14 protein-coding genes are annotated in these 14,389 nt (G+C 54.1%); 1 reads left to right on the top strand and 13 read right to left on the bottom strand.

Going from position 1 to position 14,389, the window contains the following annotated elements:
* Positions 1-14: 14 nt before the first annotated feature.
* The 3 genes from V4U88_RS24940 to nrdR all read right to left on the bottom strand — a co-directional run bounded on the left by V4U88_RS24940 (position 15) and on the right by nrdR (position 1,837).
* Entirely contained in the window at positions 15-974 is a 960-nt protein-coding gene (locus V4U88_RS24940; RefSeq protein ID WP_334075905.1) for a phosphate ABC transporter substrate-binding protein, read from the bottom strand.
* A 169-nt stretch (positions 975-1,143) separates the two neighbouring features.
* Complete coding sequence (locus V4U88_RS24935) at positions 1,144-1,329, bottom strand: hypothetical protein (protein WP_334075904.1); 186 nt, start codon at positions 1,327-1,329, stop codon at positions 1,144-1,146.
* A 37-nt stretch (positions 1,330-1,366) separates the two neighbouring features.
* Entirely contained in the window at positions 1,367-1,837 is a 471-nt protein-coding gene (nrdR, locus tag V4U88_RS24930) for a transcriptional regulator NrdR (RefSeq protein WP_334075903.1), read from the bottom strand.
* A 161-nt stretch (positions 1,838-1,998) separates the two neighbouring features.
* Between nrdR and V4U88_RS24925 the strand changes: the two genes are divergently transcribed.
* Positions 1,999-2,220 carry an alpha/beta-type small acid-soluble spore protein gene (locus V4U88_RS24925; protein WP_334075902.1) on the top strand — a complete coding sequence of 74 codons (222 nt, stop codon included), beginning with the start codon at positions 1,999-2,001 and terminating at the stop codon, positions 2,218-2,220.
* A 59-nt stretch (positions 2,221-2,279) separates the two neighbouring features.
* Here V4U88_RS24925 and V4U88_RS24920 read toward each other — a convergent pair whose 3' ends face one another.
* The 10 genes from V4U88_RS24920 to V4U88_RS24875 form a co-directional block, all read right to left on the bottom strand.
* The gene (locus V4U88_RS24920; RefSeq protein WP_334075901.1) at positions 2,280-2,843 is read right to left on the bottom strand and encodes a lytic transglycosylase domain-containing protein; all 564 of its coding nucleotides are present in this window, start codon (positions 2,841-2,843) and stop codon (positions 2,280-2,282) included.
* A complete protein-coding gene (gene coaE, locus V4U88_RS24915; protein WP_334075900.1) occupies positions 2,840-3,436 on the bottom strand; it encodes a dephospho-CoA kinase in 597 nt (198 codons plus the stop codon). Before coaE ends, V4U88_RS24920 begins: the two co-directional genes overlap by 4 nt.
* Positions 3,433-4,380 carry a DNA-formamidopyrimidine glycosylase gene (gene mutM / locus V4U88_RS24910; RefSeq protein ID WP_334075899.1) on the bottom strand — a complete coding sequence of 316 codons (948 nt, stop codon included), beginning with the start codon at positions 4,378-4,380 and terminating at the stop codon, positions 3,433-3,435. The genes coaE and mutM overlap by 4 nt, the downstream gene beginning before the upstream one ends.
* 69 nt (positions 4,381-4,449) lie before the next feature.
* Positions 4,450-7,107 (bottom strand): DNA polymerase I, encoded by a 2,658-nt coding sequence (gene polA, locus V4U88_RS24905; protein ID WP_334075898.1) that lies wholly within the window; start codon positions 7,105-7,107, stop codon positions 4,450-4,452.
* A 139-nt stretch (positions 7,108-7,246) separates the two neighbouring features.
* Complete coding sequence (gene phoU, locus V4U88_RS24900) at positions 7,247-7,906, bottom strand: phosphate signaling complex protein PhoU (RefSeq protein WP_334075897.1); 660 nt, start codon at positions 7,904-7,906, stop codon at positions 7,247-7,249.
* Between the two features lie 19 nt (positions 7,907-7,925).
* On the bottom strand, positions 7,926-8,681 hold the full coding sequence (gene pstB / locus V4U88_RS24895; protein WP_334075896.1) for a phosphate ABC transporter ATP-binding protein PstB: 756 nt from the start codon (positions 8,679-8,681) through the stop codon (positions 7,926-7,928).
* A gap of 156 nt (positions 8,682-8,837) precedes the next feature.
* The gene (locus V4U88_RS24890) at positions 8,838-9,947 is read right to left on the bottom strand and encodes a methyl-accepting chemotaxis protein (RefSeq protein WP_334075895.1); all 1,110 of its coding nucleotides are present in this window, start codon (positions 9,945-9,947) and stop codon (positions 8,838-8,840) included.
* 146 nt (positions 9,948-10,093) lie between these two features.
* Positions 10,094-10,819: a response regulator transcription factor gene (locus V4U88_RS24885; RefSeq protein ID WP_334075941.1), complete on the bottom strand. Its 726-nt coding sequence runs from the start codon at positions 10,817-10,819 to the stop codon at positions 10,094-10,096.
* A 121-nt stretch (positions 10,820-10,940) separates the two neighbouring features.
* Positions 10,941-12,743 (bottom strand): two-component system histidine kinase PnpS, encoded by a 1,803-nt coding sequence (gene pnpS, locus V4U88_RS24880; RefSeq protein ID WP_334075894.1) that lies wholly within the window; start codon positions 12,741-12,743, stop codon positions 10,941-10,943.
* Positions 12,744-12,745: 2 nt separating this feature from the next.
* Positions 12,746-14,341 (bottom strand): fumarate hydratase, encoded by a 1,596-nt coding sequence (locus V4U88_RS24875; RefSeq protein WP_334075893.1) that lies wholly within the window; start codon positions 14,339-14,341, stop codon positions 12,746-12,748.
* Positions 14,342-14,389: the final 48 nt, after the last annotated feature.

Genomic DNA, 14,389 nt, shown 5'->3' with positions numbered 1-14,389 from the left:
ATGATGTCGATCTATTATTTCGTGATGTTGCCATCCAGATCGCGCTTCACCTGCATTTTGCCGGCCGGAATGTAACCAAGCTCTACGACATCCGCGTTTTGAATTTCATCGGATACCATGTAGTCCAGGAACGCCTTTACCACTTCATTCGGCTCGCCTTTGGTGTACATGTGCTCGTAAGCCCATACCGGATAAGTGCCGTTCGCTACATTTTCTTCCGTCGCTTCCACACCTTCATATTTTACAGTCTTCACTTTTTCGTCCAGGTAAGAAAGTGCCAGGTAACCGATCGCGCCGGGAGTTTCGCTTACAAGCTTTTTAACCGTGCCCGAGGAATCTTCCTGAATGGCGCCTGGAAGGTCTTCGGTCTTCGTGCCGAGCGCGTATTTCTCAAAAGTAGCGCGCGTACCGGAGCTGGACGGTCTGTTTACGATTTGAATCTTTTGATCCGGACCGCCTACGTCTTTCCAGTTGGTGATTTTGCCGGTAAAGATTTGAACCAACTGGTCTTTAGTCAGATTATCGATCGTAATTTCAGGATTTACCACCGCAGCCATAGCCACCACCGCAACTTGATGGTCAACCAGTCCTTTGGCAGCCGCCTCATCCAATTTCTCTTCCGCAAACACGTCGGAGTTACCGATGTCCGCTTGTCCGCCGGATACTTGCGTCAAGCCCGTACCGCTTCCTCCGCCTTGAACTTGAATCGATACTTTAGGGTTCTTCTCCATAAATTTCTTGGAGGCTTGATCCACCAGCGGTTGAAGTGCGGAGGAACCTACAGCCAGGATCGAACCGGAAAGCTCGGAAGTTGTTGTTTCTCCACCGTTTGCGGCACCTTTCTCTCCACTTGCGGAATTCGTGGTTCCGGTGTTTGTTCCGGCACCCTCACTATTCGTCTTGTTCCCTTGACCGCAAGCAGCCAATGCGAAACTTAAAACCAAAGTCATTACCAAGACCAAACTCTTTTTCATTGTTAAGGTTTCCCCCTCATTTGTTTGTACAACTCGATTATAAGCAGCAAATATCAAACCCATGTTTTTGTTTTGTAAACGCAATGTAAAAAATTCGAATAAAAAAAACGCCTGCCCAGAAGAAACTCCGGACAAACGTTTACCAATGTTATATGCGCGAACTTTAGTTTTAGTCCACCTGCTTTTGTAGAATCTTTACAGCTATGGCTCCGAGGGCCGCACCGGCCAGACCGAAGAATGACACGGAAGCGATGACGGAGTAAGATGTCCATCCCAGCAAAAAAGCGATCCCACTGCCGAAGGTGGTGCCCCCCAGAAAACCGCAAGCGGGTCCGATGAGCCGATTTGCCTGCATCTCGCTCTCACTCCTTAGTAAAGAAAATAACGTATTGTTATTGATCCTCTCCGGTTGTTTTGGATAAGAGACCTTTCAGTTCTTTCATAAACATATTGATATCCTTAAATTGGCGATAAACCGAAGCGAACCGCACATAAGCGACCTCATCGACGGGATAAAGCTGTTCCATAACCAGTTCGCCGATTTGCCTGCTTTCCACCTCCGCATTGGCCGATTGCCGAAGAGAACGCTCCGCTTCGGAAACAATGGACTCCAACTGCTCTACGGAAACCGGCCGTTTCTCACAGGCCCGGATCAAGCCGCGAAGCAGCTTCTCTCTGCTAAATTCTTCCCGGCTGCCGTCCTTCTTAATCACGATCAGCGGCATCTCTTCCACCATTTCAAACGTGGTGAAGCGGCGGTTGCACTTTTCGCACTCCCGGCGGCGGCGGATGGAACGGTTCTCGTTCGCCGGTCTGGAATCCAACACCTTTGTACCTAAATAATCACAATAGGGACATTTCAAAAGAATCTCCCTCCTTTCGTTCTCGCCCTAAGCTCTATATCACGATTCATTGAACTACGGCTTTCTTATTTCTTGATTCCAATATATAACTTTAAAAACAGGTAATGAAGTTGCCGAATCCCGAGCATAATACAGTTACCAACCACAAGGAGGTGAACATCATGGCCCAAAACAACAATTCTTCGAATGACCTGGTGGTTAGACAAGCTTCCGGAGCACTGGAGCAAATGAAATATGAAATCGCTCAAGAGCTTGGAATCTCTTTCCCACAAGACGGATATGCAGGTAACCTGACTTCTTATGAGAACGGTTCGATCGGTGGTTTCATCACTAAACGTTTGGTGACCCTGGCCGAGCAATCGCTGGCAGGTCAATTCAGATAATAAACACCGATCAACGGGAAGTGAGGGCAGCTTTTTAGCTGCCCATGCTTCTTTTTGAATTAAAAATCCTCATATATACTTGAATACTGTTTATAATAATGGGAAACCCGTTGTACATAATGCCTCGTTTCGCCAAAAGGAATATCCTTCGCGCTCTCGAGCCGCCCGTCCCATCGGCCGCTGCGAAGCCAGTTTTTCACGTTGGTCGGCCCCGCATTATAGGCGGCGATGACCGCTATCATATTCCCGTCAAACTGGTCGGAGAGCGATTTCAGATACCAGGTTCCGATCCGGATATTGGTCTCCGTCTCCTCTTTCACCCGATCCAACGGGACATCCTCCAGCTTGGCCTTCTCGATGACCCATTTTGCCGTATCCGGCATGATTTGCATGATGCCAAGCGCTCCCTTTTTGGACTCCGAGCCCGGTTTATAATTCGTTTCCACTTTGATAATCGCGGCCACCATCAACGGGTCCAGACCGTTGCTGCGGGCATGATGGCGAATTTCCTCTTTATAAGGGATCGGATAAAAAAGCGACAGCCATGCGGAATTGAAAAATAAGATCAGGATAAAGCCCAAAAACAACAAAAGCAGCACTCTTTTTTTACGAAGCCAACTCATGCCAGTCCCTTATCCTGCCAAAAGGTATCAATTTGACGTTCCGTCTCTTCTCTGCCGTGACTGTTATCGATCAAAACATCCGCCCTCTCTCTTTTTTCTTCGATATCCATCTGGGCATTCAGTCTGGCTTCCGCTTCATCTAAAGTCAGCCGATCCCGCAGTATCAAACGCTCCAATTGAATGGCTCGGGGGACGTAGACGACCATCACCTCTTCGTACAACCCTTCCAGACCAGACTCAAAGAGGAGCGGAATATCCGCCACAACCAGTCTTCGCGGCTCCGCCGCTTCGATTCCCGTCATCATTCTCTTCATCTCCGCACGAATCGCCGGATGCGTAATGGCTTCCAGCGCCTTGCGCTGGCCCGTGTCGGAAAAGACGATCGCACCAAGCTTCTTGCGGTCAAGGCGCCCATCCGGCAGCAGGATTTCCCTTCCGAACCGTTCCGCCACCGCGTCCAAAACAGGATGACCCGGCTCCATGATTTCTCTGGCGATGACATCGGCATCGATTAACGCCGCTCCCCGCTTAACGAGCATCTGTGATACCGTGCTTTTTCCGGTCGCGATCCCCCCGGTTAACCCGATATTCATCCTCTCACTCCATTTCCGGTATGAGCCCGTTTAGAAGCGGGACCTTTCGCTTTCGCCTTCGTTTTTTCCTTAGGCTTCCCCTGAACGCTGTTTTTCTTCACAACAGGTTCGTCCGCATATTGCGGCTGGCAGCTCGGGCAAAAATGGGTTCCGCGTCCTCCCACGACCGTCTTCTCCACGGCTTGTCCGCAATTAACGCAAGGTTCTCCCTGCCGGCCGTAAATCCGCAGCGAATGCTGGAACATCCCCATTTCGCCCTGTCCGTTCACATAGGATTTGATCGATGAACCGCCGGCCTCCACCGCTTCGGTTAACGTAGCCAATATCGCCTCGTACAGACGGGTCAGTTCGGCATCGCCGAGCCGGTTGGCCGGGCGCTCCGGGTGAATGCCCGCGCGGAAAAGCGCTTCATCCACATAAATATTCCCTAGCCCGACCACGTATTCCTGGTTCAGTAGCGCCGGTTTGATCTTGGTGGTCCGCCCCGAGATCGCCTTCCGGAACGCTGCCTCGGTAAAGGTATCGTCGAGCGGTTCCAAACCCAGTTTGGCCAACGGCTGGTTGCTAAATTCCTCGCCGGGCAAAAAAAGATGCATCGTCCCGAACTGGCGTACATCTTTATACCGCAATTCCGTTCCGTCCGTAAAATGAAATATGACGTGCGTATGCTTCTCCAGCGGATCGCTGCCATCATAAAGGCCGTACCGGCCTTCCATCCTCAGATGAGAGACCAGCACCAGCCCGTCCATAATGATCCGCAAAAATTTCCCCCTGCGGCCCACATCCAGAATCCGGTGTCCCGCCAGTTCCAGCTCGAAGCGCCGGATATCGTCCGGCCGCTGGATAATTCGCGGCAGCAGCACACTGACCGATTGGATGGTTTTGCCGACAATGAGTCCGGTCAGCGTTCTTCTGACCGTCTCCACTTCCGGTAATTCCGGCATTGTCTTGTCACCTCGATGTCTATAGTAAAGCTACGGCTGTTGAAGAAGGCCCAGCCGATACTCGAACGGTTACTTGGCCTCATACCAGTTCGTACCGCTGCTGACCTCGGCCTTCAACGGCACGGACAGGTCCAGCGCTTTCTCCATCGTTTCCGGTACCAGCTTGGTCATGGTGTCAAGCTCCTCCGGCGGCACTTCAAAGACAAGTTCGTCATGCACCTGCAGCAGCATCCGGCTTCGGAGCCCGCGGGTGCGGAGCGCCTCGTCCATCAGCACCATCGCCAGCTTGATGATATCGGCGGCGGTTCCTTGAATCGGCGTATTCATCGCCGTTCTTTCGGCGAAGGAGCGCAGGTTGAAGTTGGACGCGTTAATCTCCGGAAGATAACGCCGGCGTTCCAGCAGCGTTTTGACATAGCCGTCCCGTTTCGCATCGCGAACGATATTGTCCATGTAACGCCGCACGCCCTCGAAGGCGTCGAAATACTGGTCGATAAAACGAGCCGCTTCCTTCCGCGTGATGTTCAAGTTCTGCGAAAGCCCGTAATCGCTGATGCCGTAGACGATGCCGAAGTTTACCGCCTTGGCGGAACGGCGCATATTCGCATCCACCTGATCCGCCGGCACGCCGAAAACGTCCATCGCGGTCTTCGTATGGATGTCCATGTCGTGCAGAAACGCTTCCTTCAGTCCGGGATCATCCGAAATATGCGCGAGCACGCGGAGCTCGATTTGCGAGTAGTCAGCGCCCAGAATGAGCCACCCTTCTTCCGACGGCACGAAGACCTTGCGGATTTTCCGGCCCTCCTCAAGACGAATCGGAATGTTCTGCAGGTTCGGGAACTGGCTGCTTAGCCTGCCCGTGGCCGCTACCGTCTGGCGGAAATACGTGTGCACTTTTCCGGTCTTGCTGTGAATTTCCTTAAGCAGACCTTCAACATAGGTCGACTGCAGCTTGGCCAACTGGCGGTATTCCAAAATATACTGCACGATCTCGTGATAAGGGGCCAGTTTCTCCAGCACTTCCGCGTCGGTGGAATACCCCGTTTTCGTCTTCTTGATCACGGGAAGGCCAAGTTTATCGAACAGAATTTCGCCCAATTGTTTGGGGGAATTTAAGTTAAATTCCTGACCGGCGATCTCGTAAATTTGGGAGACGAGCTTGTTGATCTGAGCCTCGAACTCTTTGCCGAGCTCGATCAAGGCATCCCGGTTCACGGCAACCCCCTGCTTCTCCATATCCGCCAAGATCCGGGATAACGGCATCTCCAGCTCATAGAAAAGCCGGTTCATCTCGTTCTTCTCGAGTTCGGCCTGCTGAAGCGGAACGATCTTCGCAATCGCCCCGCATTTGCGGGCCAAATGGCGGCTGAGCGTCTCCTCATCCGGCACTTTGAACTTGGCTCCCTTGCCGTATACTTCCTCATCCGAGGCCAGGAAGGACAGTCCGTATTTGGCGGCCAGGGCGCTGAGCGTCTGATCGCCTTCCGTCGGATCCAGCAAATACGCGGCAAGCTGGATATCGAAATCCGCCCCGGCGAACGGGATGTCCTGCCAATGAAGGGCAAGATCGGTCCGGTGCAGATCATACCCGTGTTTTTTGACGTTGGGATCGGACAGCCAGGCAAGAACCGGCCCGGCCTCTCCGCTCTTCAAAAACTCGGGCGAGAGATAAAATTGACGGTCCGCCGTCGAAAGAGCCATGCCCATCACATCCGATTGGTGCGGATTTTCCCCGGTCGATTCCACATGCATGGCTTCGATCCGAGGCAGGGCTTCCACCAGTTCGGACAAGGTCTCAGCATCCACAATCGTCACGTTTACCTCTTGCTCCGGTTCCGCTGAGGCTCCCGCTCCCGCGGTGTCTCCGCCCAAATTCAGCCGCTCCAGCAGCGATTTGAACTCCAGCTTGCGCAATATCGGCACCGCCGTCTCTTCACGGAGACCGTTAAATACCATATCGTTCCAGGTCCGTTCCACCGGCACCTCCCGGAAAATCGTCGCCAACCGTTTGCTCATTCTTGCATCCTCGGCATGGTTGACCAAATTTTCCTTCATTTTCCCCTTCAGCTCATCCGTACGGGACAGCACTTCCTCCACGGAGCCGAATTGATGCAGCAGCTTCAGCGCCGTTTTCTCCCCGATCCCGGGAACCCCCGGAATGTTATCCGAAGCATCGCCCATCAAGCCTTTCAAGTCGATGATTTGCAGCGGGGTTAAACCGTACTTCTCCTCGATCTCCTTCGGCCCGTAAGGCTCCACCTCACTGATCCCTTTCCGCGTCAGCGCCACGGTAACTTTCTCGCTGACGACCTGCAGCATATCTTTATCCCCGGTAACGACCAGAACCTCACGACCCGATTCTTCTCCCTGCTTGCTGATCGTGCCGATAATATCGTCCGCCTCGTAACCGGACAGCTCAAACCAGGAAATCCCGAAGCTCTCCAGCAATTCGCGCATCAACGGAAATTGTTCCGACAGCTCGGAAGGCGTCTTTTCCCGGCCTCCTTTATACTCCTGGTAGCCTTCATGACGAAATGTCTCTTTGCCCGCGTCAAAAGCAACCAGGATATGGGTCGGTTTCTCCTCCTGGATCAGACGTAGCAGCATATTCGTAAATCCGTATACGGCGTTCGTGTGTAAACCGCTCGAATTGGTCAGCGGCGGCATCGCAAAAAAAGCGCGATAAATAATGCTGTTGCCGTCAAGTAGCATCAATTTTTCCATATGACACCTCGTCCTTCAGCTTAATCCTTTACCTATTCTAACACATGCGCCACTTATATAAAAAAGCAAAAACAAAAAAGGAGCCCCCGGACAAATGCCGGAGGATCTCCTTTAAAACTTGCTCCACTGTTAAAGTTCTTTATTGGTTAAGATCCGGTCGGTGACCCGTGACCAAATATACGGTGCTTTCCCCAATATTGGTGGCATGGTCGGCAATCCGCTCGATGTAACGGCCTACCAATGTCAGAAGCATGGCCTGCTGCAGCGTGTCGGGATGCTCCGTCATATGGGAGTACAGATCCCGGATGATTTGGCTGTATAAATGATCGACTTCATCGTCGTCCTTCGCCATTTTGTAAGCCAGGTCGGTGTTTTCGTCGAGATAGGACTCCAGCGATTCCCGTACCATCGCGATGACCAGTTGGGCCATTTTCGGAATGTCCACCAGCGGCTTGATCAGGGTTTGCCCTTCCAGACGGATCGTGACTTTGGCGATATCGATCGCAAGGTCCCCCATCCGCTCCAGATCGCTGGATATCTTGAAGGCCACGATGATCCGGCGCAAGTCCTTCGCCACCGGCTGCTGGGTGACGATGAGGCGGGAGCCGAGATCCATCACCTGTTCTTCCAATTCGTTAAGAATCACGTCGCGCTCCACGATTTTCTTGGCCAAGCCCGTATCCAAGGCTTGCAGAGCGGAGATGGCCTCGCTTAGCGCATCCTCCACGTGTTCGCCCATTTTTCTGAGCAGTTGTCTCAGATCCTCCAAATTCTGGTCAAATTCTTTTCTTTGTATCATCTCGGGTAGCCTCCTTCTGTTAACCGAAACGGCCGGAAATATAGTCTTCAGTACGGGAATCCCGCGGGGTGGAAAAGAGCGTGCGCGTATCGTCGGCCTCTACGATCTCCCCGTTGAGGAAGAAGACCGTGCGGTCGGAAATCCGTGCTGCCTGATGCATGTTATGCGTGACCATAACGATGGTATACCTGGATTTTAATTCCTGAACCAGCTCCTCGATCTTGAGCGTCGAAATCGGATCCAAGGCCGATGTCGCTTCGTCCATCAGCAAAATTTGCGGCTGCACGGCTATTGCCCGGGCAATACAGAGCCGCTGCTGCTGGCCGCCGGAAAGACTGAGCGCGGAGCGTTTCAGGAAATCCTTCACTTCATCCCACAAAACCGCCTGACGCAAGCTCTGTTCGACGATCTCATCGAGTCGGGCTTTATTTTTCATCCCGTGCAGTCTTGGACCGTAGGCTACATTATCATAAATTGATTTCGGAAAAGGATTCGGCTGCTGAAACACCATCCCTACCTGCTTCCGCAGCGTTTCCACCTGAACATCCTCACCATAAATTTCCGCCCCCGCAATCTTCACGGAGCCTTCAATTCTCGTGGCCGGAATCATGTCGTTCATCCGGTTCAATGTCCGCAGCAGTGTCGATTTGCCGCAGCCGGAAGGCCCGATAAAAGCGGTGATCGCTTTTTCCGGAATGTCGAGAGACACGTTTTTTAACGCGTGGAATTGATCATAGTAAAGGTTCAGTTGGTCAATATGAATAATCGAGGTCATGTCATTTCTCCCACTCTGTAAAAATGTAATCTCAATACGAAGCACGGACCTCACGCTTGGCGAGCCCGTGCTGACGCTTAGGTAAATGGGTACATGACGATTCTACCTCAATTATGTAAAAGGGGATAAGCTCAAATGTAAACGCTGTGTAAAAATTCACTCTCCATCGGCTTCGGCAAGCTTCGTTAATTCTTCCCTGACAAGCCCGGTCGTCCGCACGGCGGTTTCCGCCGAATGGGCGACTTCCTTCCCGCGGACTTCGGTCTGCCGAGCCGATTCGACGAGCTGGGAAAACGTATGCTCCGCCTTGTTCACCCGCCCCTGGCTTTGTTCCATCTCCCGGGCCGTCGAAACGGCGGTATCTGCGGTTTGATTCACCAGGCTGCCCACCAGTTCCAGCGTCGCACCGATTTCGCCCGACAGCTTCTTCGTCTGAAAAGCCAGCTTGCGGACCTCGTTCGCTACGACCGCGAACCCGCGCCCGTGCTCCCCCGCATGCGCCGCTTCAATGGTCGCGTTCATCGCCAGCATCCCGCTCTGGTCCGCAAGCTCGCGGATCCGGGCGGCAACCTGCGAAATTTCCCCCGCGCGGGCGGCGAGCTCGGTGACCTGGCCTTCCTGCGAACGCGTCAACTCGGCGACGCGGGCGAACATCGCCTTCACCTCTTCCAGTTCCAGCCTTCCTGCGGTTGCCAGCCCCGACATACGCTCGGTCTCCTTGAGGCTGCGCTTGGCGGCTTCGGACGCCTGCCCGGCCGCCCGTTCGATTTCCAACACGCGAGTAGCGCTCTGCGTCACGGCGATTCTTCTCGCTTCCTCCGCCTCCCGCTGCAAATTTCGCGAGAGCATCATCAGGTCCTGCACCGTCATAATGCCGAAAAACTTTCCGCGCTCCGTGATGATAAGACAATCGTAAAAATGAAGGCCTTTGCGGCCAAGCGCCGCATCCAGCAATTCGTAAGCCGGTACGGACAGCTCGCAGCGGAGCGGGGATCGCTCGGAGAACTCCAGCGCGGGCCGTTCATAGAACAGGTCGGCGGCAAAACGACCGGCCAAATAGCGATAGAACGTATCCCGCATAATTAACCCGACCGGAAAATGACGTTCGTCGGAAATCACGATGCACGGAATATCGGACTGCTTCTGAAACATCTGCAGCACCTCCCGGCACAATTCATGCGGGCCGATCACCGGGACATTTCGGCAGTATTCCGCCGTATCCGTAAAGGTATCCCTGTTTAGCTCCAGTACTGCCTGATTGCTCATCTCCTACCACTCCTTGTCCCTACTTCAAACAGGGGTATGTCAGAAATGATAGTTCAGGATTGTTACGGGAATATTCACAGGACGATAGACCCATGTAAAATAGCCTAATATTCATCATTTTGTAAAAAAAGTCCATCATCGAAAAATCAATGATGGACCGACTTTTTCTTGTTTACCACAAGTTTATAACCAACCCCGCGAATCGAATCGATGTGCACCGAACCCGGGTCCAGTTCCAGCTTTTTGCGCAGCGAGCTGACATGGACATCCACCGTTCGCTGGCCGCCGATATAGTCGAATCCCCAGACGGCGTTCATCAGGTCGTCGCGCGTCATCACCACACCGGGCTTTCGGGCCAGATAAAGGAGCACTTCAAATTCCTTCGGCCTCAGCGTGATCTGTTCCCCATTCAGCGTAACCTCGTACTTCTCCGGATATACCGTCAGCGCTCCGAGCGAAATCTGCGCCTCTTCGGACACCGCCGTGGTCTCCCGTTCTTCCTGGCCGTTGGAACGGCGGAGCACGGCAGCCACCCGAGCCAACAGTTCGGCCACGCCGAACGGTTTGGTAATGTAGTCGTCAGCCCCAGACTTCAGTCCCTCAACAACCTCCTGCTCCGCATTTTTGGCCGTCAAAATAATGATCGGCGTCTTGACGCCCTCTCCACGCAGCTTGGACATAATCTCAAACCCGTTCATGCCGGGGAGCATCAGATCCAGCAAGATGAGATCAAAATCCTGCTGCATCGCCGTATCAAAGCCCGCTTGGCCATGCTCGGCCACCACGACTTCGTACCCCTCGCTGGTCAAATTGTAAGACAGCAGTCTCGAAAGCGTCGGCTCATCTTCTATTACCAACAATCGCTGCGTCATAGTAACCCCCATTTTCTCCAGTAGTTGCAGATCCATCCCATTTCACGCCCTTTAAACAAGCCAAGCATATCATGGATATGTTAACGGGGTGTAAAAATATAAAAATACGGAAAAAGCGAGCTTAACTTTCCTCATCGTGATGCTGCATAAACGGAAGCTCCACGATGAAAGAGGAACCTTCACCGACTTTGCTCTCAACGCGGATCGTCCCCCGGTGCAGCTCCGTCAAATGTTTGACGATGGAAAGCCCGAGCCCCGTACCGCCGGAACTGCGAGACCGCGCTTTATCCACCCGGTAGAAGCGTTCGAAGATGCGGGGCAGATCTTTTTTCGGAATCCCGATCCCCGTATCGCTTACCGTAATCCGCAGTTTTTCCTCCTCGTCCCCGTCGCCGAGCACCTCAGCCTCCACTTTGACCCGTCCGCCTTCCAGCGTATAGCTGATCGCATTGGATAACAGGTTCATAAAAATTTGCCGCAGCCGATCCTCGTCCCCTTCTATAAACAAATGCTCGGGAACCATCTGCAGCATCACGATCGATTTCTTCCTGGCCGCCGGATCCAGCATTTCAAAGATGCTGTCAAACAGCTCCTTTAAATGAACCGGAGCGTATTCTAGGGGAACCCGCTTCGATTCGATCTTCGACAATTCCAAAATGTCGCCGATCAGGCGGTTCAGCCGTTCGCCCTCATCCAATATGATCTGCAGGAAGGATCGCTTCGTATCCTCGTCCTTCACGCCCCCGGCCAATAAGGTCTCCGCGAAGCCCTTCACCGCGGCGATCGGCGTCTTCAGTTCATGGGACACATTGGCCACGAATTCGCTGCGCATGACCTCCAGCCGGCGGATATCGGTGACATCCTGGAGAAGGAACAGCATCCCCCGATAGCTCCCGTCATCCTCAAACATGGGAACGCCGTCAAACTGGACGATCCGTTCCTCGGGCGAATACAAATTCCGCTCCTCCCGCAAAAATTCCTTACGGGTGATCCCCTCCTCCACAAACTTCATGAACTCGTAATTCCATTTCAGCTCATGGTACGGCTTTCCCTGAACCTGGTCGCTGCGCAAATGAAGGATCCGTTCCGCCTCGCGGTTGATCACTGCGATATTCTCGGACGCATCCACCATCAGTATGCCGCCGGTCATGTTGGCGAGCACACTCTGCATCAAATCCTCGTTATCGTGGATCACCTTGAGCTGCTGCTGAAGACTGTCGGCCATCCCGTTGATGGCATGCCCCAACTGGCCGATTTCATCCTTCCGGTCCAGATTCACCCTGGCGTCGTAATCCAGCCGGGAAATCCGGTTCGCCACCCGGGTAATATGCTCCAGCGGCTTGGTTAATCCGGACGCGACGCGGTAGCTGACGAGGGCGGCCGCGACAAACAACAGGAGAAGCCCGCCCGCCATCAAGTACCAGCCTTTATTCATCTCTTTCCCCACGGCTTCGAGGCTCATCGACAAACGGATATAGCCCTCAAACCCCCGGTCGGATTTGACCCGGTGCGCAACATACAGCATATCCTCGCCGATCGTTTCGCTGTACCGGATCGCACTGCCGACGGCATCCCCCTCGGCAGACTGGATTTCCTTGCGTCCGGCGTGGTTGTCCATCTCCCCCGGAAGCATTTCCGAATCCCCTATGACCTCTCCGTCAAGCGTAATAAACGTGACCCGGGAGTCCGTCAGCCGATCAAGCTCCCGCGCCCGGTCCGTGTAATAATCGACGGCATCCGGGCGATCGGGAGGAATGAAAGCGAACGTGCTCTCCAGTAAATTGATTTCCCGTGCCATATTTTCCTCTAGCGCACGAATGTGGGAATCTTTAAAAACCTGAGCCATCGTAAGGCCGGCGGCCAACATCGAGACGCCGACCAGGCTCATTAAAATCAAGGTAAGCCTTGTGCGAAAGGTTTTCATCGTTATTTAAACACCGTTTCTTTAAAAGTAGACAGCTTTTCCAGAGAAGCCTTCTCCACACCGGCATGCAGGCTGTCGCCATGCGAATCCATCGTCACGATCGCCGCAAAGCCGTCCACCTCCAAATGCCACATCGCTTCGGGAATGCCGAATTCCATGAAATCGACGCCGTTAACCTTCTTGAAGCATTCGGCATAATACTGCGCCGCTCCGCCGATGGCATTCAAATAGACAGCACCGTGTTCCTTGAGGGCGGCCAATGTTTTCGGCCCCATCCCCCCCTTGCCGATCACCGCCCGGATGCCGAATTTCTTGATGATATCGCCCTGGTATGGCTCCTCGCGGATGCTGGTCGTCGGACCCGCCGCCTTGACCTGCCATTCCTCTCCGTCCTTCAACATGACGGGCCCGCAGTGATAAATGACCGCCCCGTTCAAATCGACCGGCGCCTCGTGATCCATTAGGTATTTGTGCAGCGCATCCCGTCCCGTGTGCATCTCGCCCTGAATAATGACAACGTCGCCGACCCGAAGCTCGCGGATTTGCTTCTCGGTGATCGGCGTGCGCAGGACGATTTCGCGGCCTTGACTGGGTGCGGACGTTCCGCTTGGGCCATCGTTTTGGCCGGCTGCCGGTACGGTGGCGGCCGCAGCGGCTTCGCGAGCGGGTTCTTCGAGGGAATCTCCGACCTGGACCTCGCTGCCTGCCGGATAAATCCAGCTCTGGATCCCGCCCGTAGCCGGGTCCAGCTTGACGCCTTGACGGCGGAACGCCCAGCAATTGTAGGCGACCGAAACGAAAAAGCTCGCCGGCAGCCGGTTGGCTGCTCCGATTTTACAGCCGAGCAGCGTGACCTCGCCGCCGAAGCCCATCGTGCCGATCCCAAGCCGGTTGCCGGCTTCCATAATGTAGCGCTCCAGCCGGTCGAGCTCGGGAACCGGGTTCACATCGTCCACTTCGCGGAACAACTGCTGCTTGGCAAGCTCGTAACCGGTCGTCCGGTCGCCGCCGATGCCCACGCCGATAAAGCCCGCGCTGCAGCCTTGCCCCTGCGCCTGATAAACCGCGTGCAGGATGCATTTGCGGATGCCGTCCAGATCGCGGCCGGCGCGTCCAAGCCCCTCCAGCTCCGCGGGCAGGCTGTACTGGATGTTTTTGTTCTCGCAGCCGCCCCCTTTCAGGATCAGGCGCAGGTCGATGAAATCCTGCTCCCACTGCTCAAAGTGAATCACCGGCGTCCCCGGACCAAGATTGTCTCCACTGTTCTCGCCCGTCAAGGAATCCACCGAGTTCGGCCGCAGCTTGCCGTCTTTCGTTGCCCGCTGAATCGCCGCGCGGATTGCTTTCTTCATTTCAATCTGGTTCGCTCCCACCGGAGTATGGACGATAAACGTCGGCATTCCGGTATCCTGGCAGATCGGGGAAATTTGCTCCTCGGCCATTCGAATATTCCGGGTGATCGTCGACAGCGCAAGGCCAGCACGCGTGGCCTGGTTCTCCATGGCCCGCCCCCGGTTCACCGCCCTGCGGACATCCCCGGGCAAGTTTGTTGACGTTTCCACAATCAATCGATATACGCTCTCTTCAAACTGGTGCATGATCCGATCTTCCCCTCTCTTGTCCTGAATTTCTCGATAGCTTTATAA

Origin of the sequence: Paenibacillus sp. A14 (genome assembly GCF_036864815.1) — a bacterium.
In the GTDB taxonomy this organism is placed as follows: Bacteria; Bacillota; Bacilli; order Paenibacillales; family Paenibacillaceae; genus Fontibacillus; species Fontibacillus sanfengchensis.
The sequence above is the reverse complement of the archived record's forward strand: the minus strand, read 5'-3'. Positions and strand labels throughout refer to the sequence as shown.

What these genes read in the sequence shown, in the direction of transcription:
- V4U88_RS24940 (WP_334075905.1), bottom strand. Translation starts at nt 974, where the DNA reads ATGAAAAAGAGTTTGGTCTTGGTAATGACTTTGGTTTTAAGTTTCGCA.
- V4U88_RS24935 (WP_334075904.1), bottom strand. Translation starts at nt 1,329, where the DNA reads ATGCAGGCAAATCGGCTCATCGGACCCGCTTGCGGTTTTCTGGGGGGC.
- V4U88_RS24925 (WP_334075902.1), top strand. Translation starts at nt 1,999, where the DNA reads ATGGCCCAAAACAACAATTCTTCGAATGACCTGGTGGTTAGACAAGCT.
- V4U88_RS24920 (WP_334075901.1), bottom strand. Translation starts at nt 2,843, where the DNA reads ATGAGTTGGCTTCGTAAAAAAAGAGTGCTGCTTTTGTTGTTTTTGGGC.
- coaE (WP_334075900.1), bottom strand. Translation starts at nt 3,436, where the DNA reads ATGAATATCGGGTTAACCGGGGGGATCGCGACCGGAAAAAGCACGGTA.
- mutM (WP_334075899.1), bottom strand. Translation starts at nt 4,380, where the DNA reads ATGCCGGAATTACCGGAAGTGGAGACGGTCAGAAGAACGCTGACCGGA.
- polA (WP_334075898.1), bottom strand. Translation starts at nt 7,107, where the DNA reads ATGGAAAAATTGATGCTACTTGACGGCAACAGCATTATTTATCGCGCT.
- phoU (WP_334075897.1), bottom strand. Translation starts at nt 7,906, where the DNA reads ATGATACAAAGAAAAGAATTTGACCAGAATTTGGAGGATCTGAGACAA.
- pstB (WP_334075896.1), bottom strand. Translation starts at nt 8,681, where the DNA reads ATGACCTCGATTATTCATATTGACCAACTGAACCTTTACTATGATCAA.
- V4U88_RS24890 (WP_334075895.1), bottom strand. Translation starts at nt 9,947, where the DNA reads ATGAGCAATCAGGCAGTACTGGAGCTAAACAGGGATACCTTTACGGAT.
- V4U88_RS24885 (WP_334075941.1), bottom strand. Translation starts at nt 10,819, where the DNA reads ATGACGCAGCGATTGTTGGTAATAGAAGATGAGCCGACGCTTTCGAGA.
- pnpS (WP_334075894.1), bottom strand. Translation starts at nt 12,743, where the DNA reads ATGAAAACCTTTCGCACAAGGCTTACCTTGATTTTAATGAGCCTGGTC.
- V4U88_RS24875 (WP_334075893.1), bottom strand. Translation starts at nt 14,341, where the DNA reads ATGCACCAGTTTGAAGAGAGCGTATATCGATTGATTGTGGAAACGTCA.